Source organism: Shinella sp. BE166 (assembly GCF_051201095.1).
Taxonomy (GTDB): Bacteria; Pseudomonadota; Alphaproteobacteria; order Rhizobiales; family Rhizobiaceae; genus Shinella; species Shinella lacus.
The window spans coordinates 293,590-315,503 of sequence record NZ_JBPEHL010000005.1 but is presented as its reverse complement, the minus strand read 5'-3'; the positions used below and the strand labels follow the sequence as shown (position 1 = coordinate 315,503).

Here is a 21,914-nt window from a genome sequence, read left to right as displayed (position 1 = left end):
TCCATTATAAGAGAGAATTATTCCATAATAATGGAAAACGAAACCGACCCTCTGGAAAGCGCCATTGGCGAGCGGCTGCGGCTGCTGCGCACCGCGCGCAACCAGACGTTGGACGACCTCGCAAGTGCCTCCGGCGTCAGCCGGGCGATGATCTCGCGCATCGAGCGCGGCGAGGCGAGCCCTACGGCGCAGCTGCTGTCACGGCTTTGCGCCGCGCTGGACCTGACGCTCTCCGCTTTCTTCGCCTTTTCGCAAGGCGACGGCGAACCGCTGTCGCGGCGCGAGAAACAGACGGTCTGGCGCGATCCGGAGACGGGCTACCAGCGCCGCGCCGTCTCGCCGCCGAACACGGCGTCCCGCGTCGAGGTGGTCGACGTGGAATTTCCGGCAGGCGCCCGCATCGCCTATCCGCCGGAGACGGCGAAGGCGGGCATGACGCAGCATGTCTGGCTGTTTTCCGGCACGCTCCGCATGACGATCGCCGGGACTGTGCACGACCTTCTTCCCGGGGATTGCCTCTACATGAGCATCACCGAGGGCCATGTCTTCGAAAACCCCGGCACCGAGCCGGCCCATTATGCCGTGGTGCTGGACCGCGGCCGCAACTGAGATAGTCGAGGAAACAATGAGCGACATAAGGCTGCTCGATCATGAGGAAACCCGCGCCCGGCTGGGCGAACTTGCCGAAGTGCTGTCGGATTGCGTCACCGGCGGCGCCTCCGTCGGCTTCATGGCGCCCTATGGGCCGGCCGATGCGCTGCCTTTCTGGGAGGGCGTGGCTGCCGCGGTCGGCGAGGATGCAACGTTACTCTTTGCCGCCGAGCGCGCGGGCCGCATCGTCGGCACCGTGCAGGTCGGCATTCGCCAGATGCCGAACCAGCCGCACCGGGCGGATCTGAAGAAGCTGCTAGTGATGGAGAGCGAGCGCGGCCGCGGCCTTGCCCGCGCCCTCATGACAGCCGCTGAAACGGAGGCCGCCCGGCGTGGCAAGACCGTGCTCGTGCTCGACACCGCCACCGGCAGCCCCGCCGAAGCCGTCTACGAGAAGCTCGGCTGGCAACGCGCCGGCGTCATTCCAGACTATGCGCTCTACCCCGATGGCCGCTATTGTGCGACGACGTTTTTCTACAAGCGGATCGGGGAGGGCGCTTAAGCCTCGGCGCCAGGCCTCGTTCCACCTCTTTTATGGACACGGGACCCATGACCTTTTCTCCCTTCGACCACCCCTATCTTTCCGGCCTTCTGGGTGACGGCGAGATCGCCGCGCTGTTTTCGGCTGCTGCCGAGCTGGAAGCCATGCTCGCCTTCGAGGTGGCTCTGGCGAAAGCGGAAGCCGCAGAGGGCATCATCCCCCAGGACGCCGCCCTGGCGATTTCGGACGCTGCGCACCGCTTCTCCCCCGACATTGCGAGCCTGCGGGCAGCGACCGCCCGCGACGGCGTCGTCATTCCGGATCTGGTGCGCCAGCTGCGCGCCGCCGTCGGCGAGCCGCATGGCAAACACGCCCATGTCGGCGCCACCAGCCAGGACGTCATCGACAGCGGTCTGATGCTGCGGCTTGCGCGCGTTCTGCCGATCCTCGAAAGCCGGCTGGAGGCACTCGCCGCCAGCCTCGACGGCCTCGCCGCCGAGTTTGGCGGCCGGCCGTTGATGGGCCGCACCCGCATGCAGGCGGCAATCGAGATCACGGTGGCGGATCGCATCGATTCGTGGCGGTCACCGCTCGCACGCCATGCCGATCGGCTGAAGGACGTCGCCAAGGATGGCCTCGCGGTGCAATTCGGCGGCGCGGCCGGCACGCTGGAAAAGCTGGGCACCAAGGGACCGGCGGTGCGCGCGGCGCTTGCCCGCGAACTCGGCCTCGCCGATGCCCCCCAGTGGCACAGCCAGCGCGACCGGATCGGCGATCTCGCCGGCCTCCTCGCGGCCACCACCGGCAGCCTCGGCAAGCTCGGCCAGGATGTGGCGTTGATGGCCGATCGCGGCGACGAGATCGCGCTTGCCGGCGGCGGCGCTTCCTCCGCCATGCCGCACAAGCAGAACCCGGTCGGCGCCGAAGTGCTCGTCACGCTCGCCCGCTTCAATGCGGCCCAGCTCGGCGGGCTCGCCCAAGCCGCGGTGCACGAGCAGGAGCGCTCGGGGGCGGCCTGGACGCTCGAATGGCTGATCCTACCGCAGATGGTCGCTGCCACCGGCGTCTCCCTTCGCCTCGCCGGCGAGCTCATCGACTCCGTCAAGCGGCTGGGGGCGGTATAGGTCAACTTCATAATTTATAAGTTATGAATTTTACGGATATTTTCATTTTACATCACCGTTTCATCTGGCAATCTGGCAAAACGCTCTTTTGCGACTGGACCGGGCAACGGCTGGGAGGCCAGGCCCTGAGGGAGGAAAACATGAAGAAATTTGCGATCACCGCGCTCGCGGCGGCACTGATGGGCGGCATCGCCCAGGCCGATACGATCAAGGTCGGCGTCGTGGGGCCGTTTTCCGGCCCCTTCGCGCTCCAGGGCAAGAATTTCAAGGCCGGCATCGACGCCTATATGGCGCTGAACGGCAGCACGGTCGGCGACGATACGATCGAGATCATCTACCGCGACATCCCGACCGCCGACCCGGCCCAGTCCAAGGCGCTGTCACAGGAACTCGTTGTCAAGGAAGGCGTGCAATATTTAGCCGGCTTCTATTTCACGCCGGACGCCATGGCCGCCACGCCGCTGCTCGAACAGGCGAATGTACCGATGGTGGTGATGAACGCCGCGACCTCGGCCATCGTTACCAAGAGCCCCTTCGTGGTGCGCACCTCGTTCACGACCTGGCAGACCTCCACGCCGATCGCCAAGGTCGCCTTCGACGGCGGCACGAAGAAGCTCATCTCGGTCGTCAGCGATTACGGCCCGGGCGTCGACGCCGAAGCCGCCTTCAAGGCCGGGTTCGAGAAGGCGGGTGGCGCGGTCGTCGAGGCGATCCGCATGCCGCTCCAGACCAATGACTTTTCGCCGATCATGCAGCGCATCAAGGATTCGGGCGCCGAGGGCGTCTTCGCCTTCCTGCCCTCCGGCCCGACGACGCTCGGCTTCGTCAAGGCCTTCAACGAAAACGGCCTCAAGGATGCCGGCATCAAATTCTTCGCACCCGGCGACCTGACCCAAGAATCCGACCTGCCGGCGCTCGGCGAGGCAGCCCTTGGCCTCCAGACCACGTTCCACTACGCCGTCTCGCACGATTCCGCGGAAAACAAGAAATTCGTCGAAGCCGCCGCCAAGGCGATCGGCAACCCCGCAGAACTCTCCTTCCCCGCGGTCGGCGCCTATGATGGCATGCATGTCATCTACAAGATGATCGAGGCGACCGGCGGCGAGCAGGACGCGGCCAAGGCCGTCGAAGCCGTGAAGGGCCTCTCCTGGGAAAGCCCGCGCGGGCCGGTGACGATCGACCCCGAAAGCCGGCACATCACGCAGAACATCTATCTGCGCGAAGTGGCCAAGGCGGAGGATGGGACCTACTACAACAAGGAAATCCAGACGTTTGAAAAGCAGGGCGACCCCGGGTTGGCGGCTGCGAAATAGGCTGGGGATTTGCCCCTCATCCCAACCCTCTCCCCGCAAGCGGGGAGAGGGGACGTACCCTGCGAGACGGTAGTGGCTTGGGGAGACTGAGCGGCATATCCCTTCGCCCCGCTTGCGGGGAGAAGGTGGCCGGCCGGCCGGATGAGGGGCCGGCACCACCGAGCCTTGTACGCAACACCAGGACGGAAAAATGCAAACGGTCTTCAGCATCGGTGTCGATGCCCTTGCCTATGGCATGGTGCTCTTCGTCATCTCCATCGGGCTTTCGGTCACCATGGGCCTGATGCGCGTCGTCAACCTGGCGCACGGCGCCTTCGCGATGATCGGCGGCTACATCGCCTCCTATGCTGCGCGCGACCTCGGCCTCGCTTATGCCCTTGCCGTCCTCATCGCCGTCGTCGGCACCATCCTCATCGCCATTCCCATCGAGCGCCTGCTCTACCGCCGCATCTATGGCCAGCCGGAGCTGACGCAGGTGCTGATGACGATCGGCATCACCTTCTGCATCATCGGCATCGCCAACTATGTCTTCGGCCCGACGCTGAAGACCATCCCGACGCCGGAAACCCTTAGGCAATCCGTCAGCCTTGGCTTCCGCACCGTCTCGGCGCACCGCCTCTTCGTCATTGCCTGCGGCCTCACGGTGGCGCTTGGCCTCTGGTATTTCATCGAGCGGATGGCCTTCGGCGTGAAACTGCGCGCCGCCGTCGACAATGCGGCCATGGCCGCAGCACTGGGCGTCAAGACGCAGGTCGTCTATGCCGTCAGCTTCGCCGTAGCGGTCGGGCTTGCCGCTTTCGGGGGCGTGGTCGGCGCGGAGCTGCTGCCGATCGAGCCCTATTATGCGCTGCGCTACATGGTGACCTTCCTCGTCGTCGTCTCGGTCGGCGGCGCGGGCTCCATTCCCGGTGCGCTCGCCGCCTGCCTGCTGCTCGGCGCCATCGACACGACGGGGCGTTATCTCATGCCGGAATTCGGCGAGTTCTTCTTCTATCTCGCGGTCATCGCCATCGTCTGGATTTTCCCGCGCGGCCTCGCGGGGAGGGCGAAGTGATGGCGCTGCTCACGACCTCCCTCTCCACCACCGGCGACCGCCGCGCCCGGCTTACGCGCGACGCGATCGGCGTGCTCGTCATCGCAGCCTTCGCCGTCCTCGGCTATTTCCTCTTCCCGAACAATCTGGCGCTGCTCACCCGCATCACCGCGATTGCCCTGCTGGTCCTCTCGCTCGACCTCGTCACGGGCTATTGCGGGGTCGCGACGCTCGGCCATGCCGCGCTCTTCGGCGCCGGCGCTTATGGCGCGGGCATCGCAGCCGCGCATTTCGGCATCACCGACCCGATCGCCATGCTCGCCGTCGGCATCGTTTCCGGCGCGATCGCCGGGCTCATCTCCGGCGTGGTGGTGCTCCGGGCGCATGGTCTGCCACAACTCGTGCTCTCCATCGCCATCATCCACCTCGCGCATGAAGCCGCCAACAAGGCGTCCGGCTGGACGGGCGGCAGCGATGGCCTTGCCGGCATCATGCCCGATGCCGTCTTCGGCCTGTGGCAATTCGACCTCTGGGGCCGCACGGCCTATGTCTTCGGCATCGTGCTGCTCATCGCCGCCTTCGTCATCCTGCGCCAGATCGTGCGCTCGCCCTTCGGCATGCTCTGCCGCGGCATCCGGCAGGACCCGGTGCGCGTGCGCGCCATGGGCGCCTCGGTGCACGGCACGTTGATCAAAATGTACGCCATTTCCGGCGCCGTGGCTGGCGCCGGCGGCGCGCTCAACGCCATCTCGACGCAGGTCGTCGGCCTCGACAGCCTGTCCTTCACGCTTTCGGCCGAAGCCCTCGTCATGCTCGTGCTCGGCGGCACCGGCTCGCTCTACGGCGCGCTGATCGGCACGATCACCTTCATGTGGTTCGAGGACGTCGTTTCCGCGGCAAACCCCTTCCACTGGCTCACCATCGTCGGCGCGCTTTTGATCGCCGTCGTGCTCTTCGCGCCGAAGGGCCTTTATGGCTCCGTCGCCGCCTATTTCGAACGCCGCGGGAGGAAGGGCCGATGAGCGCGATCTTCGACGTCCGAAACCTCAGAAAGATGTTCGGCGGCCTGGCCGTCACCAATGATGTCTCGCTCTCGATGGCGCCGGGCGACCGCGTCGCGCTGATCGGCCCGAACGGCGCCGGCAAGACCACCTTCGTCAACCTCGTCACGGGCAATATCCTGCCGAATTCCGGCACTGTGACGCTCGGCGGCGAGGATGTTACGCGCCTCGGGCCGACCCAGCGCGTGCGCCGCGGCCTCGTGCGCTCCTTCCAGGTCACCCGCCTTTTCTCCGAGATGACGCCGGAGGAGCATGTGTCGCTGGCCATCCTCCAGCGCGAAGGCCGTTCGGGAAAAATGTTTGCGAGCCACCGCGCCATGCCGGATGTCATTGACGAGGCCCACGCCCTGCTTGCAAAACTCGGCATCGCGCACCTGGCCAGCCACCGCGTCAGCGAGATCGCCTACGGCCAGCAGCGCCTGCTGGAACTCGCCTTGGCGCTGGCGCTGAAACCCAAGGTGCTGCTGCTCGACGAACCCGCCGCCGGCGTGCCGCAGAGCGATACGGCGCGCATCGAACAGGCGATCGCCGACCTGCCGGCCGATCTCGCCGTGCTGATGATCGAACACGACATGGACCTCGTCTTCCGCTTCGCCAAGCGCGTCATCGTGCTGGCGGCGGGCGAGATCATCTTCGACGGATCGCCGGATGCGGTGACGAAGGATGCCCGCGTCCGCCAGGCCTATCTCGGGAGTTATGCCGATGCCCGCAGCGTCGCTTGAAATCGCCGGCCTTTCCGCCGGCTACGGCCCGACGCGCGTGCTGGAGGACATTTCGTTTTCCGCCGGCGCCGGCCGAAAACTCGCCGTGCTCGGCCGCAACGGCATGGGCAAGTCCACCCTCTTCGCCACGCTCGCCGGCCAGACGAAGCGCTATGGCGGCGAGATTCGCCTCGGCGGCCAGGCAATCGAAGCCATCGACAGCGCGTCGCGTGCCCTGAAAGGCCTCGGCTATGTGCCGCAATCGCGCGACGTCTTCCCGACGCTGACCGTGGAGGAAAACCTCTTCGTCGGCCTGAAGGCACGGCCGCGTTCGGCGATCGAGGAGGCCTATGCCATGTTCCCGCGGCTCAAGGAGCGGCGCAAAAATCTAGGCTCGCAGCTTTCCGGCGGCGAACAGCAGATGCTGACGACCGCACGCACCATCCTCGGCCAGCCGTCCGTGCTGTTGCTCGACGAACCGCTGGAAGGCCTTGCCCCCGTCATCTGCGAGGAGTTGATGGCCGCCTTCGGGACGCTAGCGGCTTCAGGCGAGATGACCATCCTGCTGGTCGAGCAGCGCATCCAGAGCGCGCTCGATTTCGCCGATGCGGTCATCATCCTCGAACGCGGCCGCATCGCCTGGACCGGCACGCCGGCGGCACTTGCCGCAGACCAGCACACGGTCGAAACCCTGCTTGGCGTCGGCGGCTTGCACTGAGCCGCAGGCGCCTGTTCCGCGCGGAACAGCGGAGGTCGGGGTGATGTGGGAAAGTCTGATCACTGGATGAGAGAGGCTCATCCCTCACAGAGATCAGGAGAGACCCCCATGCGCAAGATCATCGTTTCCGCCACCATCGCCCTCGTCGCCGCTGTTTCCTTCGCCGCCCCGTCGCAGGCCGGCTACTACAGCTATGGCTACAAGCCGCATTGCTTCGTCAAGAAGATCCACTCTTACGACTACTACGGCAACCTGATCGTCAAGAAGATCAAGATCTGCAAGTAAGCGTCACGCCCACTGACCTCCCCGAAGGCCCGGATGTTCCCCTGCATCCGGGCCTTTTGCCGTCGAGGTCAGATATCGAAGAACACCGTTTCCTTCTCGCCCTGCAGGTGGATGTCGAACCGGTAGCTATCGCCTTCGGCAGTCGCGATCAGCGTCGGCACGCGCGCGCGGTGTTCGATGCGGGCAAGGACGGGGTCCTCTGTATTGGCCGCTTCTTCATCGCCGAAATACAGGCGCGTGTTGAGGCCGAGATTGATGCCACGGGCGACGATCCAGAGCGAGATATGCGGCGCCATCGGGCGGCCGTCCCTGAAAGGCACGCGGCCGGGCTTGATCGTCTCGAAGCGGTACTCGCCGGTTTCGCCGTTCGTCGGGCAGCGTCCCCAGCCGGTAAAGTTGGGGTCGGCGCTGCCACGCAGTTCCGAGGGGCTGTTGTAGAGGCCGGCGGCATCCGCCTGCCAGATCTCGATCAGCGCATCGCGCAGCGGCGTGCCGGTGCCGTCGAGCACGCGGCCGGTAATCGTGATGCGCCGGCCGAGTGTCTTATCGTTCACCATCGTGGTGCCGAGATCACTCTCGTAGACGCCGCCGATGCCGGCGAAATTCGGCGTCAGGCCGATATGCACATAAGGCCCCGCGGTCTGGGAGGCGCTTTCCTTGAGCGTGCCGAGGGACTGCACCATCAGTTGCCCTCCATCCGGTTTTCGAAGAGCGTCGAGCGGCGGCCGCGCAGCACGATGTCGAACTTGTAGGCGCGCGCATCCATCGGGATCGTGTTGCCCCAGTCGAGCGCGGCGACCAGCTGCGCGATCGCCGCCTTGTCCGGAATGGTCTGCACGATGGGACACTTCCAGATCATCGGGTCGCCTTCGAAATACATCTGCGTGATCAGCCGCTGGGCAAAACCATGGCCGAAGACGGAAAAATGGATATGCGCCGGGCGCCAATCGTTGACGCCGTTCGGCCAGGGATAGGGGCCGGGCTTGATGGTGCGGAAGGCATAATGGCCGTCTTCATCGGTGATGGTGCGCCCGCAGCCGCCGAAATTCGGATCGAGCGGCGCCAGATAGCTTTCCTTCTTGTGGCGGTAGCGCCCGCCGGCATTGGCCTGCCAGAATTCGAGCAGCGCACCCGGCACCGGCCGCCCCCGCTCGTCGAGCACGCGGCCATGCACGATGATGCGCTCGCCGATGGCGCTTTCGCCGGCTTTGGCGAAATTGTGGATGAGGTCGTTGTCGAGCTCGCCGAGGATCGAATGGCCGAAGACCGGGCCGGTGATTTCCGACACCGTGCCGTCGAGCGACAGCAGCGCCTTCTGCGGCGAGCGCAGCACGGAGGTCTTGTAGCCCGGCGTCAGCCCCGGCGGATGCCATTGGCGATCGCGGGAGAAGAAGGCGCCCGTTTCGGGTTTTCTGTTGGAAAGGTCCGTCATTGTCAGGCTGCCTTTTCCGCGTCCAGTTCCTCGAAGACATGCTTGGCGATCTTGATCGCCCGGTTCGCCGCCGGCACGCCGGCATAGATCGCCACATGCAGCAGTGCTTCGGCGATGTCCTCGCGGCTCGCCCCGGTGTTGACGGTCGCCCGCACATGCATCGCCACCTCCTCGTCATGGCCGAGGGCTGCGAGCAGCGCGATCGTCACCATGGAGCGCTCGCGTTTCGACCAGCCCGGCCGCGACCAGACCGTGCCCCAGGCGCCTTCGGTGATCAGCTCCTGGAAGGGCTGGTCGAAGGCCGTCGCCGCAGACGAGGCGCGGTCGACGTGATGGTCGCCGAGCACCGCGCGGCGGGTCACCATGCCCTGGCGGTAGCGATCGGAAAAGGTATGGGCATCAGCCATTTGGCTCGTCTCCGGCAGGTAGGGTGGCGATGAAGGCGCGGATCATCTCGGTCAGCATTTCCGGCTGCTCGACGCAGGGAATGTGCCCGGCATCCTTGATGACTTCGTAGCGGGCGCCGGGGATGAGCTTTGCCATGGACAGCACGAGATCCGGCGGCGTCGAACCGTCCTGGTCGCCGACGACGCAAAGGGTCGGGACAGAGATGCGCTTGGTGGTTTCGGTAAGATCCGCATCGCGCACCGAAGCGCAGGTGGCGGCGTAGCCGACAGCGGACTGGCGGATCAGCATGGTGCGGTAGCCGTGGTAGGCGGCGTTCTCCGGGCGGCGGAAGGCCGGCGTGAACCAGCGCTCCATGATCTGGTCGGCAAGGCTCTCGATGCCCTTCGTCTCGACGCTTTCGATACGGGCGTTCCACATCTCCGGGGTGCCGATCTTGTGCGCCGTGTCGCAGAGGATCAGCGCCTTGACGAGATCCGGCCGCTTTGCGGCAAGCCCCTGCGCGATCATGCCGCCGACGGAGAGGCCGCAGATGATCGCGTCCTTCACGGCAAGCCGGTCGAGCAGCGCTGCGAGATCGAGCACATGATCGTCGATCGAATAGGGCACCTGGCCGAGGTCGGAGAGGCCGTGCCCGCGCTTGTCATAGGTGATGATCGGGAAGTCGCCGGCAAGCCGCACCACGACGTCGCGCCAGATGCGGAAATCGGTACCGAGCGAATTGGCAAAGACGATGACCGGCCGTCCGGCGGGGCCGCCGATCAGCTGATGGTGCAGGATGACGTCGTTGACTGTCGCGAATTGCAAGGCTCTCTCCTCCGATCTTTACAGATTGATCCCTTGATCTGGTTAGGTAAAATGATATTTCATGCCGTTTCGTTAACTTGGGGGTTATGAAAACTGTGGTCGATAGCCGTATCAAGTTCCGCCATCTGCAAACCTTTGTCGAGGTGGCGCGCCAGAAGAGCGTGATGAAGGCGGCCCAGCTCCTGCATGTCAGCCAGCCCGCCGTGACCAAGACGATCCGCGAGCTGGAGGAGGTTCTGGGCGTCGCCGTCTTCGAGCGCGACGGCCGCGGCATCAAGATCACCCGCTACGGCGAGGTTTTTTTGAAGCACGCCGGCGCGGCGCTGACGGCGCTCCGCCAGGGTTTCGATTCCGTCTCGCAGGCGCTTTCCGGCGATGCCCCGCCCATCCGCATCGGCGCGCTGCCGACGGTCTCGACGCGCATCATGCCGAAGGCGATGCGGCTCTTCCTGGAGGAGGGCACCGGCGCGCGCATCAAGATCGTCACGGGGGAGAATGCCGTTCTGCTCGAACAGTTGCGCGTCGGCGATCTCGACCTTGTCGTCGGCCGGCTTGCGGCGCCGGAGAAGATGGCGGGGTTTTCCTTCGAGCACCTCTATTCCGAACAGGTGGTGTTCTGCGTGCGCGCCAGCCATCCGCTGCTTGCCGCCAGCAGCGCCGTCTTTGCCGGGCTCGATGCCTATCCCGTTCTGATGCCGACGCGCGCCTCGATCATCCGCCCCTTCGTCGAAAGTTTTTTGATCACTCACGGCATTGCCGGTCTACCGAACCAGATCGAGACCGTCTCCGACGCCTTCGGCCGCGCCTTCGTGCGGGAGACCGATGCGATCTGGATCATTTCGGAAGGCGTCGTTGCGGCGGATATCGCTGAAGGCGCGCTTGCCGCCCTGCCCATCGATACTAGCGGCACGAAAGGCCCCGTCGGCCTCACCATGCGCACCGACGCCGTGCCCTCCCTGCCGCTCGCCATCCTGACGCAGACGATCCGCGAGGTGGCGGGCACGGTGTCGCCGGCGGGTTGAGACGCCGCCGCGCCTCCGCTAGAAGGGGTTATGGCAAACGAACTCGATCCGTTTCGCGCCGCAATCGTCGCGCGCCATCCCCATCTCGCGATGGCCTCCTTCCGGCTGTTGCCGGGCGGCTGGCATTCGCGCGCGGTCGCAGTGGACGAGCGTCTCGTCTTCAAATTCCCGCAGGGTGCGGAAGCGGAGCAGGCGCTGCGCCGCGAGGCCTCGATCCTCGCCGCCGTCCGCCCGCATGTGACGCTGCGCGTTCCGGATCTTCACCTGCATCAGGGTGAACCGCTCTTCTCCGAGCACGCGATCATTCCCGGCGAGCATCTGGAGACGGCGCAATATGAGGCGTTGCCGGAATCCGCGCAGCAGCAACTCGCCGACTCGCTCGCCCGCTTCTACGCTGAGCTCCATTCCCTCGATCGCGACGTGATGGCTACGGCCGGCGCGCGGCCTGTCGAGCGCTGGCTCGATGCGAACGCAATCGCCGCCGGTGCCCTGCCGCTTCTGCCGGAGGCGCTGCACGGCTTCGCCGCGAAAACGATAGCCGGCTGGCGCGCCCTGCCGCCGGACCCCCATGGCGAAACCTACGGCTTCTTCGACGGCCACGGCTGGAATATGGCCTTCGATCATGCCGCCGGCCGGCTGAACGGGATTTACGATTTCGCTGATTCCGGCTTCGGCCCGCTGCACCAGGATTTCATCTATTCGAACTTCATCAGCCCGGACTTGACCGCGCGCATTATCGACGGCTACGAGCGCCTGACCGGCCGCACGCTCGACCGTGCCCGCATCCATCTCCTCACCGGCGTGCACCGCCTCTGGGAACTGGCCGCCCTTGCGGACGCGCCGGAACATCACGCGACGATGATCGTCTCGGTCTCCGCCTGGGCCACGCGTCAGTAAGGCAGGCCGACGTAATTTTCTGCCAGCACCGTCTCCGCCGCCCTTGAATGGGTGAGATAATCGAGCTCAGCTTCCTGGATTTTCTGGTCGAAATCGCCGGTTTCGGGAAAGCGGTGCAGCATGGTCGTCATCCACCAGGAGAAACGAACGGCCTTCCAGACCCGGGCAAGTGCGCGCGCCGAATAGGCGTCGAGGCCAGCGTTGGAGCGGTCCTGATAATGCTCCATCAGGCCGGAAAACAGGTAGTGCACGTCGCTCGTCGCGAGGTTCAGACCCTTGGCGCCGGTGGGCGGCACGATGTGAGCAGCGTCTCCGACGAGGAACAGCCGTCCGAACCGCATCGGTTCGGCGACGAAGGAGCGCAAGGGCGCGATCGATTTCTCGAAGCTCGGACCGGTGATCATCGCGTCTGCATGATGGGCGGGAAGCCGGCGGCGCAGCTCGTCCCAGAATCGGGTGTCGGACCACGCCTCGATCTTGTCCTCCAGCGCGGCCTGGATATAGTAGCGGCTGCGCGTTTGCGACCGCATGGAACAGAGCGCGAAGCCACGCGGATGGTTGGCGTAGATCAGCTCCTCGCTCACCGGCGGCACTTCGGCGAGAATGCCGAGCCAGCCGAAGGGATAGACCTTTTCGAAGGTGCGGATCGCCGTCTCCGGCACCGCTTTGCGGCTCGCGCCATGAAACCCGTCGCAGCCGGCGATGAAATCGCAGTCGATACGATGCGTGAGACCATCCTTTTCATAGGTCACATAGGGCGCGGCGCCATTGAAATCGTGCGGCGTGACATTCGCCGCTTCGTAGATCGTAAGCCGGCTATCGGCTTCGCGCTGTTCGATCAGGTCGCGTGTCAGCTCCGTCTGGCCATAGACCATCACGCGCTTGCCGCCGGTGAGATCGAAGAGGTCGATACGGTGGTCGCGGCCGTCGAAGGCCAGCGAAAACCCGTCATGCGGCAGCCCCTCGGCCCGCATACGGCGGCCGACGCCCGCCTTTTCCATCAGCCCGACCGTGCCTTCCTCCAGAACGCCGGCGCGTACGCGGCTCAGGATATGAACCTTGCTGGAGCGGTCAAGGATGACGGTCTCGATGCCGGCATTGCCGAGCAGTTGCCCGAGCAGCAGGCCCGATGGACCCGAGCCGATAATGGCGATCTGAACACGCATGACATCCTCCCGAACTGGCATTGCGCAAATTGTCGGGGAGGAGGGCGGGTGCGGGCAATGGACGGATCGGTCCCGAACTTGTACAAATCGAACATCGCGAACCGACGGTGCCGGCATGACCAGACACGTCCCGACCTATGATCTCTACGGCGAACGCACCGGCAATGCGCCGGACTTCTGGCTGCACTGCGAAACGATCCCGTCGCGCAGCAGCCTGCATCGCTATGAAATCGGCCTGCACCGGCACGGCAACTTTTTCCAGATCCTGTACATTTCTGCCGGATCGGGCGATGCGCTGTTCGGCACCGGGCAGGTGAAGCTGACGCCGCCCGCCGTCGTCACCGTGCCGCCTAGCGTCGACCACGGCTTCCGCTTCTCGCGCGATGTGGACGGCCACGTCTTCACCACGCTCGCCTCGCATCTGCGCCTGGCCGGCGAGGTGGGGCGCTTCGTGGCGGAGCCGCGTGTGACGTCCCTCGATGGCGACGATCCGGATGGCGCCTTCGTCATCGCGACGCTGGAACGGCTCGCCGCCGAATGGGCGGCCCGGCGCAACGGCCGCACGGACCTGATGGAAGCTTATCTCTCCTCGGTGCTGACGCTGACGGCGCGGCTTTCAGGCCGTGCCGATGCGCCGCCGGAGGGTGCTGCGGCGCGACGTATGGAGCACCTGAACGGCCTGATCCAGCAGCATTTTCGCGCGCAACGGCCCGCCGGTTTCTACGCGGAAAAGCTCGGTATTTCGCCGACGCACCTCAACCGTATCTTGAAAGTCGCGACGGGGCTGTCGGCGCATGCCTATATCGGCCGCAAGATGATCGACGAGGCGAAGCGCGAACTGGTCTTCACCGAAATGCCGGCGCAGGAAATCGGCCTGCGCCTCGGCTTTGCCGACCCCGCCTATTTCTCGCGCTATTTCCTGCGTGAGACCGGGGAGACGCCGCGTGCCTGGCGGCTGCGCGAACGGGCGCGGCTCGCCGCTCAGTCGTCGGAATAACGCTCCTCGCGCCAGGGGTCACCGCGCATGTGATAGCCGTTGCGCTCCCAGAAACCGGCCTGGTCGCCGGGAAGGAAATCGATGCGCGTCAGCCACTTGGCGCTTTTCCAGAAATAGAGATGCGGCACGACGAGGCGCATCGGCCCGCCATGTTCGGTGGAAATCGGCTTGCCTTCCCAATGGGTGGCGAGAATGGCGTCTTCCGCCGCGAAATCGGCAAGCGGCAGGTTGGTCGTATAGCCGTCATAGCTCGTCAGCAGCACGAAATCCGCCTCCGGCCGCGGCATGACGAGGTCGAGCAGGTCGCGGGTGGAAACGCCCTCCCAACGATTGTCGTAGCGCGACCATGTCGTCACGCAATGGATGTCCGAGAGCTTCTGGCTCTGCGGCAACGCCAGAAAATCCGTCCAGCCGAAGGATGTCGGGTTTTCGGCCCCGCCCTTCACATCGAGCCGCCAGCTTTCCGGGCGGATCACCGGCTGCTGGCCGAGATCGAGCACCGGCCAGTTTTTCACCAGATGCTGGCCGGGCGGCAGGCGGTCGGTCTCCGGCCTTGTGATGCGGCCGGTGAGGAATTTCCCCTCGTCGGCCCATTTGCGTTTGGTGCGGGTGAGCTTGCTGTCGTCGTCGCGCATGGCGGTCTCCTGCTGCACTGCAACAGGTGGGGTCGGCCCCTGACCTCTGTCAAGGCCGGCTCAGGCGAGCATCTGCCGCAGCGCCGCCTGTACCTCGCGCATCGCCGGCAGGTAGCGCTCGACCATCTCGCCGGCGGTCACAAGTGCTGCCGGCGCGCCGACATTGAGCGCCGCGACGACCCGGCCACGGGCATTTTCCAGCGGCACGGCGATGGAGCAGAGGCCGATTTCCAGCTCCTGGTCGATGACGGCATAGCCTTGCCGGCGCACGCTGGCAAATTCCGCCATCAGGTCGTCCGGGTCGGTCTTCGTGAACGGCGTGTTCGCCGGCCGCTCGGACGCCTCGACGATCGCCCGCGCCTCAGCCTCGGGCAGGGCTGCAAGCAGCACGCGGCCCATCGAGGCGCAATAGGCGGGCAGCCGCGAGCCCGGCATCAGGTTGATCGACATGACGCGTTTTTGCGCCGCACGCGCTACATAGACGATCTCCGTGCCATCGAGCACCGAGGCCGATGCGCTCTGGCCGACCTTTTCGGAGAGCTGGTCGAGATAGGGCTGCACGAGCCGCGGCAGCGGCGTCGCAGAAAGATAGGTGTGGCCGAGCCGCAGGATCTTTGGCGTGAGCTCGAAGAATTTTCCGTCATAGGCGGCATAGCCCAGTTCGGCGAGCGTCAGCAGACAGCGCCGCGCCGTCGCCCGGTCGAGGTCGGTTTCCTTCGAGACATCGGTGATGGTGAGCCGCGGTTTCGTCTCGCCAAAGGCCTCGATGACCCTGAGACCCTTTGCAAACCCGCCGATGAAATCCGTTTCGCGCATTGTCACCTCTCTTTCCTCTAGTTTGTGCGGTCATTGAACAAAAGTCAAATAACGCACAAAATACCTTGCCGCTTTTTCCCTTCGGATTTACCTCTGCTGCAACAACGGGAGATTTTGCATGGACAAGACCATCAAAAGTCTGGCGGAGGCGGTGGCCGGCATCGGCGATGGCGCCACGGTCATGATCGGCGGCTTCGGTGGGTCGGGCGCGCCGATCGAGCTGATCCACGCGCTCATCGACAAGGGCGCGAAGGACCTGACCGTCATCAACAACAATGCCGGCAATGGCCGCATCGGCATTGCCGCGATGATCGATGCCGGGCTGGTGCGCAAGATGATCTGCTCCTTTCCGCGCTCGACCGATCCGCGCGCCTTCACCGATCGATATCTGGCCGGCGAGATCGAGCTGGAACTGGTGCCGCAGGGCACGCTTGCCGAGCGCATCCGCGCCGGCGGCGCCGGCATCCCCGCCTTCTACACGCCGACGAGCTATGGAACCGAGCTCGCCAAGGGCAAGCCGACCGCCGAATTCGATGGCCGCATGTATGTGCAGGAACGCTGGCTGAAGGCGGATTTCGCGCTGGTGAAGGCGCATATCGGCGATACGCACGGCAACCTCACCTACAACAAGGCCGCCCGCAATTTCGGCCCGCTCATGTGCATGGCGGCGGCAAAGACCATCGTACAGGTCGGGCAACTGGTAAAGCCGGGCGGCATCGAGCCGGAACACGTCGTCACCCCCGGCATCTTCGTCGATGGCGTCGTGGAAGTGACGGATGCCCGGCAGGAAGAAGATCTCATCCGCGCAGGAGTGGCCTACGCATGACTGTCGATACACGCGAAGACATCAAGCTTTCCAACGCCCAGATCGCCTGGCGCGCGGCGCAGGACATTGCCGACGGCGCCTATGTGAACCTCGGCATCGGCTTTCCCGAAATGGTGGCGCGCTACCAGCCGGCGGGCCGCGAGGCGATTTTTCACACAGAAAACGGCCTGTTGGACTTCGGCGAGGCGCCGCCGGCCGGCGAGGAGGACTGGGACCTGATCAATGCGGGCAAGAAGGCCGTCACGCTGAAGCCCGGCTCCGCCTTCTTTCACCATGCCGACAGTTTTGCCATGGTGCGCGGCGGCCATCTCGACGTCGCGATCCTCGGCGCCTACCAGGTGGCGGAGAACGGCGACCTCGCCAACTGGCGCGTCGGCTCCAAGGGCGTACCGGCCGTCGGCGGCGCGATGGACCTCGTGCATGGCGCCAAATCGGTCGTCGTCATTACCGAGCATGTCACCAAGAACGGCGAGCCGAAGCTCGTCGAAAAATGCACCTTCCCGCTCACCGGCGTCGGCTGCATCACCCGCATCTATACGAGCCACGCCGTAATCGACGTGACCGGCGGCCGCTTCGTTTTGCGCGAAAAGCTGGCGGGCATGACGATCGAAGAGTTGCAGGCTATGACGGGCGCGAAACTCCATGTCGACGGCTCCGTCGCCGATCTCGTCGTGCCGGAAATTTGAGGAAAGACCATGAGCGAAGCCTATATCTGCGACTATATCCGCACGCCCATCGGCCGTTTCGGCGGCTCGCTCTCGTCGGTACGCGCCGACGATCTCGGCGCCATCCCGCTGAAGGCGCTGATGGCGAAGAATACCGGCATCGACTGGGAAGCGGTCGACGACGTCATCTTCGGCTGCGCCAACCAGGCGGGCGAGGACAATCGTAACGTCGCGCGCATGTCCTCGCTGCTCGCCGGCCTTCCCGTATCGGTGTCCGGCACGACGATCAACCGGCTTTGCGGCTCCGGCATGGATGCCGTCATCGCCGCCGCCCGCGCCATCAAGGCCGGCGAGGCGGAGATGATTGTCGCCGGCGGGGTCGAAAGCATGAGCCGCGCGCCCTTCGTGATGCCCAAGGCCGAGACAGCCTTTTCGCGCAATGCGGAAATCTACGACACCACCATCGGCTGGCGCTTCGTCAACCCGCTGATGAAGAAGCAGTACGGCGTCGATTCCATGCCGGAGACCGGCGAGAACGTCGCCGAGGATTTCAAGGTGTCGCGCGAGGACCAGGACGCCTTTGCGGTGCGCTCGCAGGCGAAAGCCGCCGAAGCGCAGGCGAACGGGCGGCTGGCGAAGGAAATCACGCCCATCACCATCCCGCAGCGCAAGGGCGATCCGGTGGTCGTCGAGAAGGATGAACATCCGCGCGCGACCACGATGGAAGCGCTCGCCAAGCTCGGCACGCCCTTCAAGAAGGAGGGCGGCACGGTGACGGCCGGCAATGCTTCCGGCGTCAACGATGGCGCCGCCGCGCTGATCATCGCCTCGGAGTCGGCGATAAAAAAATACGGCCTGACGCCGATCGCCCGCATTCTCGGCGGCGCCATGGCGGGTGTTCCGCCGCGCATCATGGGCATCGGCCCCGTCTATGCGACGCAGCGCCTCTGCGCCCGCCTCGGCCTGAAGCCATCCGATTTCGACGTCGTCGAACTCAACGAAGCCTTTGCCTCGCAGGGCCTGGCGACGCTTCGCGAACTCGGCATCGCCGATGATGCGGATCACGTCAACCCGAACGGCGGCGCCATCTCGCTCGGCCACCCGCTCGGCATGTCCGGCGCCCGCATCTCCGGCACCGCGGCGCTGGAGCTGCAGCTGACCGGCAAGACGCGCTCGCTCTCCACCATGTGCATCGGCGTGGGGCAGGGGATTGCCGTAGCGCTGGAGCGGGCTTGAGGCTGCGATAACCCCTCATTCTAACTTTCTCCCCGCTAACGGGGAGAAGGTGGCGGCAGCCGGATGAGGGGCTGCTTCGCCCACCGCATTGACACGGCCCCGCCGCTCCGGCACCCATGCGGATCAACCAATCCGCTTCGATGACGGCCTGCCATGTCCAAGACCACCCGCGCAACCCTGGCGCTCGCCAAGTCCGGCACTTCCTTCACCGTCCATACCTACGACTATGACCCGACCGCTGACCGCGTCGGCATCCAGGCCGCCGAGGCGCTGGGGGAGGATCCGTCACGGGTTCTCAAGACGCTGATGGCGGAGGTGGATGGCAAGCCGGTCTGTGTCATCGTGCCGTCGGATTGCGAGATCAGCATGAAGAAGCTGGCCGCCGCCTTCAAGGGCAAGTCGGCAAACATGATGAAGCCGGCGGATGCGGAGCGGCTGACCGGATTCGTGGTCGGCGGCATCAGCCCCTTCGGCCAGAAGAAGCAGGTGCCGACGGCAATCGAGGAAGCGGCACTCGTGCATGAGGCGGTCTATATCAATGGCGGCCAGCGCGGTTTGCAGGTGCGGCTGGCGCCGCGCGATGCGCTTGCGGCACTGAAGGCCATTTCGGCGCCGGTCATTGCCTGATTGCGCCTTCTCTTCCGGCGACAAGCACACTAAGTTTCCTTTATCCATTTTGAGAACAGACAGGCATGCCATGACCTATCCCGAAAATTCCGCCCCCGCCATCGATCCACAAAAGCTCGACAAGCTCGCCGAAGTCGCGGTGCGCGTGGGCCTTCAGCTCCAGAAGGGGCAGGATCTCGTGGTGACGGCGCCGGTCGCCGCCCTGCCGCTCGCCCGCCTCATCACCAAACACGCCTATATGGCCGGCGCGGGTCTCGTCAGTACCTTCTATTCCGACGAAGAGACGACGCTCGCCCGCTATCATCACGCGCCGGACGAGAGCTTCGACCGCGCCGGCGACTGGCTCTACGAGGGCATGGCCAAGGCCTATGCCAATGGCGCGGCGCGCCTCGCGATCTCCGGCGACAACCCGATGCTGCTCTCCGGCGAGGACCCGGCCAAGGTCGCCCGCGCCAACAAGGCGAACTCCACCGCTTACAAGCCGGCGCTGGAAAAGATCGCCAACTTCGACATCAACTGGAATATCGTCTCCTACCCGAACCCCTCTTGGGCCAAGCAGGTCTTCCCGAACGATCCGGAGGACGTGGCGGTCGAAAAGCTCGCCAACGCCATCTTTGCCGCGTCCCGCGTCGATGTCGCCGATCCGGTCGGTGCCTGGCGAGCGCACAATGCCAATCTTGCCAGCCGTTCGGCCTGGCTCAATGGCGAGCGCTTTTCCGCACTGCATTTCACGGGGCCAGGCACGGACCTGAGGGTCGGCCTCGCCGATGGCCATGAATGGCATGGCGGTGCCGCGACGGCGAAGAACGGCATCACCTGCAATCCCAACATCCCGACGGAAGAGGTTTTCACCACGCCGCATGCGTTGCGTGTCGAGGGCCATGTCTCCTCCACCAAGCCGCTTTCCCACCAGGGTACACTGATCGACGATATCCAGGTACGTTTCGAGGGCGGCCGCATCGTCGAGGCGAAGGCCTCGAAGGGCGAGGCGGTGCTGAACAAGGTGCTGGACACCGACGAGGGCGCGCGCCGTCTCGGCGAAGTAGCGCTGGTGCCGCATTCGTCGCCGATTTCGGCGAGCGGCATCCTGTTCTACAACACGCTGTTCGACGAGAATGCTTCCTGCCATATCGCGCTCGGCCAGTGCTATTCGAAATGCTTCCTCGACGGCGCGAGCCTTTCGCCGGAGCAGATTCGCGCGCAGGGCGGCAATGAAAGCCTCATCCATATCGATTGGATGATCGGTTCCGACAAGGTGGATATTGACGGCATCCGTGCCGACGGCAGCCGCATGCCCGTCATGCGACGCGGCGAGTGGGCATGACCCATATCGGCGTGATCGGCGGTGGCGGATGGCTGGCCGGGGCTCTGCTCCGGCCTGTGCTCACCGATCGCATCGTCAAACCGGCCGATCTCGTGCTGTCTTCTCGTTCGGGCAATATTTCCGGCTTCGAAGCCTGGCCGGGCGTGCATATGACGACGGACAATTCCATCCTGGTGGATGCGTCCGACGTCATCGTCTTCTCCGTCCGCCCGTCGGATCTCGATGAGATCGACCTCGATCTTCGCGGCCGTTTCGTCATTTCCGTCATGGCGAGCGTCTCGGTGGACGAGATCACCGACCGGTTTGGCGCAAGGCGCATCGTGCGCGCCATGCCGAATGCCTGCGCCGAGCAGCGGCAATCCTTCACGCCGTGGTTTGCGACGGATGACGTGCGCAAGTCCGAGGCGGAGTTCGCGCAAAGCTTCTTCTCCGCCTCGGGCCGCGCGCATTTCATCACCAACGAACACGAGCTCGATTATTTCACCGCGCTCACCGGCTCGGGCGCCGCCTTCCCGGCGCTGGTGGCGGATGCGATGATCCGCCATGCGATCGAGGCGGGCATCGATCCCGAGACGGCCGATCTTGCCGTGCGCCAGCTTTTCCTCGGCGCCGCGACGCAGATGGCGAGCATCAGCGATACGCCGGCCGATATCGTCGAACTCTTCATGGAATATCGCGGCACTACGGCGGCCGGCCTTTCCGCGATGATCGACGCCGATCTGGCGCACGCCGTCTTCATGGGGCTGACGGCCGCGCGGCGGCGGGCGATGCAGGGCGCAGACTGATCCGCACGGCACCCTGCGCCTGCGCCCACTGGCTGAGCCAGACACTTCCCAGCACCACGACCATGCCGGCGACCTGCAGAACGCTGAGATCCTGCCTGAGCAGCGCCCAGCCGAGCACGACGGCGATGAGCGGGCTCAGGAATCCGAGCGGCGAGATCGTTGCCGGGTCGAGCCGGGCAAGGCCGCGGAACCAGACGATATAGGTGAGCGCCGCGCCAATGACGCCGAGATAGAAGAAGCCGACGAGGTTTTCGGCTGTCGGAACCGGCAGCGCCGGCTCGAAGAACAGCGCGACGGGCACCAGCAGCAGCCCACCCGCCGTCAGCTGCCACGCGGTGAAGGTGAGCGGCGGCACCGGCGGCTGCCAATGACGCGACAGTACGGTGCCGAAGGCCATGGACACGGCGCCGGCAAGGCCTGCGGCGATGCCGATCGGGTCGAGATGGGCGGCCGGTGTCAGTACGAGCAACGCGACACCGCCAATGCCGGCAAGACCCGCGACGACCGAAAGCGGCCGGATCGCCGTGCCCATCACGGCGCGCGACAGGCCGAGCACGATCAGCGGCTGGATGGCGCCGACCGTGGCCGCCACGCCGCCCGGCAGGCGATAGGCCGAAACGAAGAGCATCGCCCAGAAGAACGAAAAGTTCAGCGCGCCGAGCAGGAAGGTCCGCCTCCACCAGATGCCCCGCGGCAATTGCCGCACGACGGCGAGCAGGAGAAGACCCGCCGGCAGCGCGCGCAGCATGGCGACGGTCAGCGGATAGCCGGCCGGCAGCAGCTCGGTGGTGACGATATAGGTGCTGCCCCAGATGGCAGGTGCGGCGGCGGTGAGGAGGATATCGGCACTGCGAGACATAATTATCTCCATATAAAGAATCTTGACGTCAAGATATAGGGGATTATC

26 protein-coding genes are annotated in these 21,914 nt (G+C 65.2%); 18 read left to right on the top strand and 8 right to left on the bottom strand.

Going from position 1 to position 21,914, the window contains the following annotated elements; all coding sequences use genetic code 11:
• Window positions 1–30 precede the first annotated feature (30 nt).
• The 9 genes from J2Y63_RS15595 (at window position 31) to J2Y63_RS15555 (ending at window position 7,367) form a co-directional block, all read left to right on the top strand.
• Window positions 31–609 carry a helix-turn-helix domain-containing protein gene (locus J2Y63_RS15595; protein ID WP_435266827.1) on the top strand — a complete coding sequence of 193 codons (579 nt, stop codon included), beginning with the start codon at window positions 31–33 and terminating at the stop codon, window positions 607–609.
• 16 nt (window positions 610–625) lie between these two features.
• Complete coding sequence (locus J2Y63_RS15590) at window positions 626–1,153, top strand: GNAT family N-acetyltransferase (protein WP_435266826.1); 528 nt, start codon at window positions 626–628, stop codon at window positions 1,151–1,153.
• 47 nt (window positions 1,154–1,200) lie between these two features.
• On the top strand, window positions 1,201–2,256 hold the full coding sequence (locus J2Y63_RS15585; protein ID WP_435266825.1) for a 3-carboxy-cis,cis-muconate cycloisomerase: 1,056 nt from the start codon (window positions 1,201–1,203) through the stop codon (window positions 2,254–2,256).
• A gap of 140 nt (window positions 2,257–2,396) precedes the next feature.
• On the top strand, window positions 2,397–3,569 hold the full coding sequence (locus J2Y63_RS15580) for an ABC transporter substrate-binding protein (protein WP_435266824.1): 1,173 nt from the start codon (window positions 2,397–2,399) through the stop codon (window positions 3,567–3,569).
• 190 nt (window positions 3,570–3,759) lie between these two features.
• Complete coding sequence (locus J2Y63_RS15575; RefSeq protein WP_435266823.1) at window positions 3,760–4,623, top strand: branched-chain amino acid ABC transporter permease; 864 nt, start codon at window positions 3,760–3,762, stop codon at window positions 4,621–4,623.
• Window positions 4,623–5,624, top strand: coding sequence for a branched-chain amino acid ABC transporter permease (locus J2Y63_RS15570; RefSeq protein ID WP_435266822.1), 1,002 nt, complete (start codon window positions 4,623–4,625; stop codon window positions 5,622–5,624). Before J2Y63_RS15575 ends, J2Y63_RS15570 begins: the two co-directional genes overlap by 1 nt.
• On the top strand, window positions 5,621–6,385 hold the full coding sequence (locus tag J2Y63_RS15565) for an ABC transporter ATP-binding protein (RefSeq protein ID WP_435266821.1): 765 nt from the start codon (window positions 5,621–5,623) through the stop codon (window positions 6,383–6,385). The genes J2Y63_RS15570 and J2Y63_RS15565 overlap by 4 nt, the downstream gene beginning before the upstream one ends.
• Complete coding sequence (locus J2Y63_RS15560) at window positions 6,366–7,082, top strand: ABC transporter ATP-binding protein (protein WP_435266820.1); 717 nt, start codon at window positions 6,366–6,368, stop codon at window positions 7,080–7,082. The genes J2Y63_RS15565 and J2Y63_RS15560 overlap by 20 nt, the downstream gene beginning before the upstream one ends.
• A gap of 108 nt (window positions 7,083–7,190) precedes the next feature.
• On the top strand, window positions 7,191–7,367 hold the full coding sequence (locus J2Y63_RS15555; protein WP_256118222.1) for a hypothetical protein: 177 nt from the start codon (window positions 7,191–7,193) through the stop codon (window positions 7,365–7,367).
• A 68-nt stretch (window positions 7,368–7,435) separates the two neighbouring features.
• Here the strand turns inward: J2Y63_RS15555 and pcaG are convergent, their stop codons facing one another.
• Genes pcaG through pcaD form a run of 4 tightly spaced genes read right to left on the bottom strand, consistent with a single transcriptional unit; the run spans window position 7,436 to window position 10,011 of the window.
• Window positions 7,436–8,050 carry a protocatechuate 3,4-dioxygenase subunit alpha gene (gene pcaG, locus J2Y63_RS15550; RefSeq protein ID WP_435266819.1) on the bottom strand — a complete coding sequence of 205 codons (615 nt, stop codon included), beginning with the start codon at window positions 8,048–8,050 and terminating at the stop codon, window positions 7,436–7,438.
• A complete protein-coding gene (gene pcaH, locus J2Y63_RS15545; RefSeq protein ID WP_435266818.1) occupies window positions 8,050–8,799 on the bottom strand; it encodes a protocatechuate 3,4-dioxygenase subunit beta in 750 nt (249 codons plus the stop codon). The genes pcaG and pcaH overlap by 1 nt, the downstream gene beginning before the upstream one ends.
• A gap of 2 nt (window positions 8,800–8,801) precedes the next feature.
• A complete protein-coding gene (pcaC, locus tag J2Y63_RS15540) occupies window positions 8,802–9,206 on the bottom strand; it encodes a 4-carboxymuconolactone decarboxylase (protein WP_435266817.1) in 405 nt (134 codons plus the stop codon).
• Entirely contained in the window at window positions 9,199–10,011 is an 813-nt protein-coding gene (gene pcaD, locus J2Y63_RS15535) for a 3-oxoadipate enol-lactonase (RefSeq protein WP_435266816.1), read from the bottom strand. Before pcaD ends, pcaC begins: the two co-directional genes overlap by 8 nt.
• A gap of 95 nt (window positions 10,012–10,106) precedes the next feature.
• Between pcaD and pcaQ the strand changes: the two genes are divergently transcribed.
• Together pcaQ and J2Y63_RS15525 are read left to right on the top strand one after the other, a co-directional pair.
• Entirely contained in the window at window positions 10,107–11,033 is a 927-nt protein-coding gene (pcaQ, locus tag J2Y63_RS15530) for a pca operon transcription factor PcaQ (protein ID WP_435266949.1), read from the top strand.
• 30 nt (window positions 11,034–11,063) lie between these two features.
• Window positions 11,064–11,930 carry a phosphotransferase family protein gene (locus J2Y63_RS15525; protein WP_435266815.1) on the top strand — a complete coding sequence of 289 codons (867 nt, stop codon included), beginning with the start codon at window positions 11,064–11,066 and terminating at the stop codon, window positions 11,928–11,930.
• Here the strand turns inward: J2Y63_RS15525 and pobA are convergent.
• Window positions 11,924–13,096, bottom strand: a complete 1,173-nt coding sequence (gene pobA / locus J2Y63_RS15520) for a 4-hydroxybenzoate 3-monooxygenase (RefSeq protein WP_435266814.1) — start codon at window positions 13,094–13,096, stop codon at window positions 11,924–11,926. The genes J2Y63_RS15525 and pobA overlap by 7 nt on opposite strands.
• A 115-nt stretch (window positions 13,097–13,211) precedes the next feature.
• On the opposite strand from pobA, the gene J2Y63_RS15515 reads away from it, so the two are divergent.
• Window positions 13,212–14,093 carry a helix-turn-helix domain-containing protein gene (locus J2Y63_RS15515; protein WP_435266813.1) on the top strand — a complete coding sequence of 294 codons (882 nt, stop codon included), beginning with the start codon at window positions 13,212–13,214 and terminating at the stop codon, window positions 14,091–14,093.
• On the opposite strand, the gene J2Y63_RS15510 is transcribed toward J2Y63_RS15515, so the two are convergent.
• Complete coding sequence (locus tag J2Y63_RS15510; RefSeq protein WP_435266812.1) at window positions 14,078–14,728, bottom strand: sulfite oxidase-like oxidoreductase; 651 nt, start codon at window positions 14,726–14,728, stop codon at window positions 14,078–14,080. The genes J2Y63_RS15515 and J2Y63_RS15510 overlap by 16 nt on opposite strands.
• 60 nt (window positions 14,729–14,788) lie before the next feature.
• Window positions 14,789–15,544, bottom strand: a complete 756-nt coding sequence (locus J2Y63_RS15505; RefSeq protein ID WP_435266948.1) for an IclR family transcriptional regulator — start codon at window positions 15,542–15,544, stop codon at window positions 14,789–14,791.
• 118 nt (window positions 15,545–15,662) lie between these two features.
• Here J2Y63_RS15505 and J2Y63_RS15500 point away from each other — a divergent pair, with 118 nt between their 5' ends.
• The 6 genes from J2Y63_RS15500 (at window position 15,663) to J2Y63_RS15475 (ending at window position 21,007) form a co-directional block, all read left to right on the top strand.
• A complete protein-coding gene (locus J2Y63_RS15500) occupies window positions 15,663–16,370 on the top strand; it encodes a 3-oxoacid CoA-transferase subunit A (protein WP_435266811.1) in 708 nt (235 codons plus the stop codon).
• On the top strand, window positions 16,367–17,056 hold the full coding sequence (locus J2Y63_RS15495) for a CoA transferase subunit B (RefSeq protein ID WP_435266810.1): 690 nt from the start codon (window positions 16,367–16,369) through the stop codon (window positions 17,054–17,056). The genes J2Y63_RS15500 and J2Y63_RS15495 overlap by 4 nt, the downstream gene beginning before the upstream one ends.
• 9 nt (window positions 17,057–17,065) lie before the next feature.
• Window positions 17,066–18,271, top strand: coding sequence for a 3-oxoadipyl-CoA thiolase (gene pcaF, locus J2Y63_RS15490; protein ID WP_435266809.1), 1,206 nt, complete (start codon window positions 17,066–17,068; stop codon window positions 18,269–18,271).
• A 153-nt stretch (window positions 18,272–18,424) separates the two neighbouring features.
• Window positions 18,425–18,898 (top strand): Cys-tRNA(Pro) deacylase, encoded by a 474-nt coding sequence (ybaK, locus tag J2Y63_RS15485; RefSeq protein ID WP_435266808.1) that lies wholly within the window; start codon window positions 18,425–18,427, stop codon window positions 18,896–18,898.
• A 70-nt stretch (window positions 18,899–18,968) separates the two neighbouring features.
• The gene (locus J2Y63_RS15480) at window positions 18,969–20,222 is read left to right on the top strand and encodes an aminopeptidase (protein ID WP_435266807.1); all 1,254 of its coding nucleotides are present in this window, start codon (window positions 18,969–18,971) and stop codon (window positions 20,220–20,222) included.
• A complete protein-coding gene (locus J2Y63_RS15475; RefSeq protein WP_435266806.1) occupies window positions 20,219–21,007 on the top strand; it encodes a pyrroline-5-carboxylate reductase family protein in 789 nt (262 codons plus the stop codon). The genes J2Y63_RS15480 and J2Y63_RS15475 overlap by 4 nt, the downstream gene beginning before the upstream one ends.
• On the opposite strand, the gene J2Y63_RS15470 is transcribed toward J2Y63_RS15475, so the two are convergent.
• Entirely contained in the window at window positions 20,958–21,866 is a 909-nt protein-coding gene (locus tag J2Y63_RS15470) for an EamA family transporter (RefSeq protein ID WP_435266805.1), read from the bottom strand. The genes J2Y63_RS15475 and J2Y63_RS15470 overlap by 50 nt on opposite strands.
• Window positions 21,867–21,914 lie beyond the last annotated feature (48 nt).

Coding starts and splice junctions, on each gene's coding strand:
- J2Y63_RS15475 (WP_435266806.1), top strand. CDS start 20,219: ATGACCCATATCGGCGTGATCGGCGGTGGCGGATGGCTGGCCGGGGCT.
- J2Y63_RS15510 (WP_435266812.1), bottom strand. CDS start 14,728: ATGCGCGACGACGACAGCAAGCTCACCCGCACCAAACGCAAATGGGCC.
- ybaK (WP_435266808.1), top strand. CDS start 18,425: ATGTCCAAGACCACCCGCGCAACCCTGGCGCTCGCCAAGTCCGGCACT.
- J2Y63_RS15515 (WP_435266813.1), top strand. CDS start 13,212: ATGACCAGACACGTCCCGACCTATGATCTCTACGGCGAACGCACCGGC.
- J2Y63_RS15595 (WP_435266827.1), top strand. CDS start 31: ATGGAAAACGAAACCGACCCTCTGGAAAGCGCCATTGGCGAGCGGCTG.
- J2Y63_RS15580 (WP_435266824.1), top strand. CDS start 2,397: ATGAAGAAATTTGCGATCACCGCGCTCGCGGCGGCACTGATGGGCGGC.
- J2Y63_RS15505 (WP_435266948.1), bottom strand. CDS start 15,544: ATGCGCGAAACGGATTTCATCGGCGGGTTTGCAAAGGGTCTCAGGGTC.
- J2Y63_RS15565 (WP_435266821.1), top strand. CDS start 5,621: ATGAGCGCGATCTTCGACGTCCGAAACCTCAGAAAGATGTTCGGCGGC.
- pcaC (WP_435266817.1), bottom strand. CDS start 9,206: ATGGCTGATGCCCATACCTTTTCCGATCGCTACCGCCAGGGCATGGTG.
- J2Y63_RS15555 (WP_256118222.1), top strand. CDS start 7,191: ATGCGCAAGATCATCGTTTCCGCCACCATCGCCCTCGTCGCCGCTGTT.
- J2Y63_RS15470 (WP_435266805.1), bottom strand. CDS start 21,866: ATGTCTCGCAGTGCCGATATCCTCCTCACCGCCGCCGCACCTGCCATC.
- J2Y63_RS15585 (WP_435266825.1), top strand. CDS start 1,201: ATGACCTTTTCTCCCTTCGACCACCCCTATCTTTCCGGCCTTCTGGGT.
- J2Y63_RS15575 (WP_435266823.1), top strand. CDS start 3,760: ATGCAAACGGTCTTCAGCATCGGTGTCGATGCCCTTGCCTATGGCATG.
- J2Y63_RS15560 (WP_435266820.1), top strand. CDS start 6,366: ATGCCCGCAGCGTCGCTTGAAATCGCCGGCCTTTCCGCCGGCTACGGC.
- J2Y63_RS15590 (WP_435266826.1), top strand. CDS start 626: ATGAGCGACATAAGGCTGCTCGATCATGAGGAAACCCGCGCCCGGCTG.
- pobA (WP_435266814.1), bottom strand. CDS start 13,096: ATGCGTGTTCAGATCGCCATTATCGGCTCGGGTCCATCGGGCCTGCTG.
- J2Y63_RS15525 (WP_435266815.1), top strand. CDS start 11,064: ATGGCAAACGAACTCGATCCGTTTCGCGCCGCAATCGTCGCGCGCCAT.
- J2Y63_RS15480 (WP_435266807.1), top strand. CDS start 18,969: ATGACCTATCCCGAAAATTCCGCCCCCGCCATCGATCCACAAAAGCTC.
- pcaG (WP_435266819.1), bottom strand. CDS start 8,050: ATGGTGCAGTCCCTCGGCACGCTCAAGGAAAGCGCCTCCCAGACCGCG.
- J2Y63_RS15570 (WP_435266822.1), top strand. CDS start 4,623: ATGGCGCTGCTCACGACCTCCCTCTCCACCACCGGCGACCGCCGCGCC.
- pcaF (WP_435266809.1), top strand. CDS start 17,066: ATGAGCGAAGCCTATATCTGCGACTATATCCGCACGCCCATCGGCCGT.
- pcaH (WP_435266818.1), bottom strand. CDS start 8,799: ATGACGGACCTTTCCAACAGAAAACCCGAAACGGGCGCCTTCTTCTCC.
- J2Y63_RS15500 (WP_435266811.1), top strand. CDS start 15,663: ATGGACAAGACCATCAAAAGTCTGGCGGAGGCGGTGGCCGGCATCGGC.
- J2Y63_RS15495 (WP_435266810.1), top strand. CDS start 16,367: ATGACTGTCGATACACGCGAAGACATCAAGCTTTCCAACGCCCAGATC.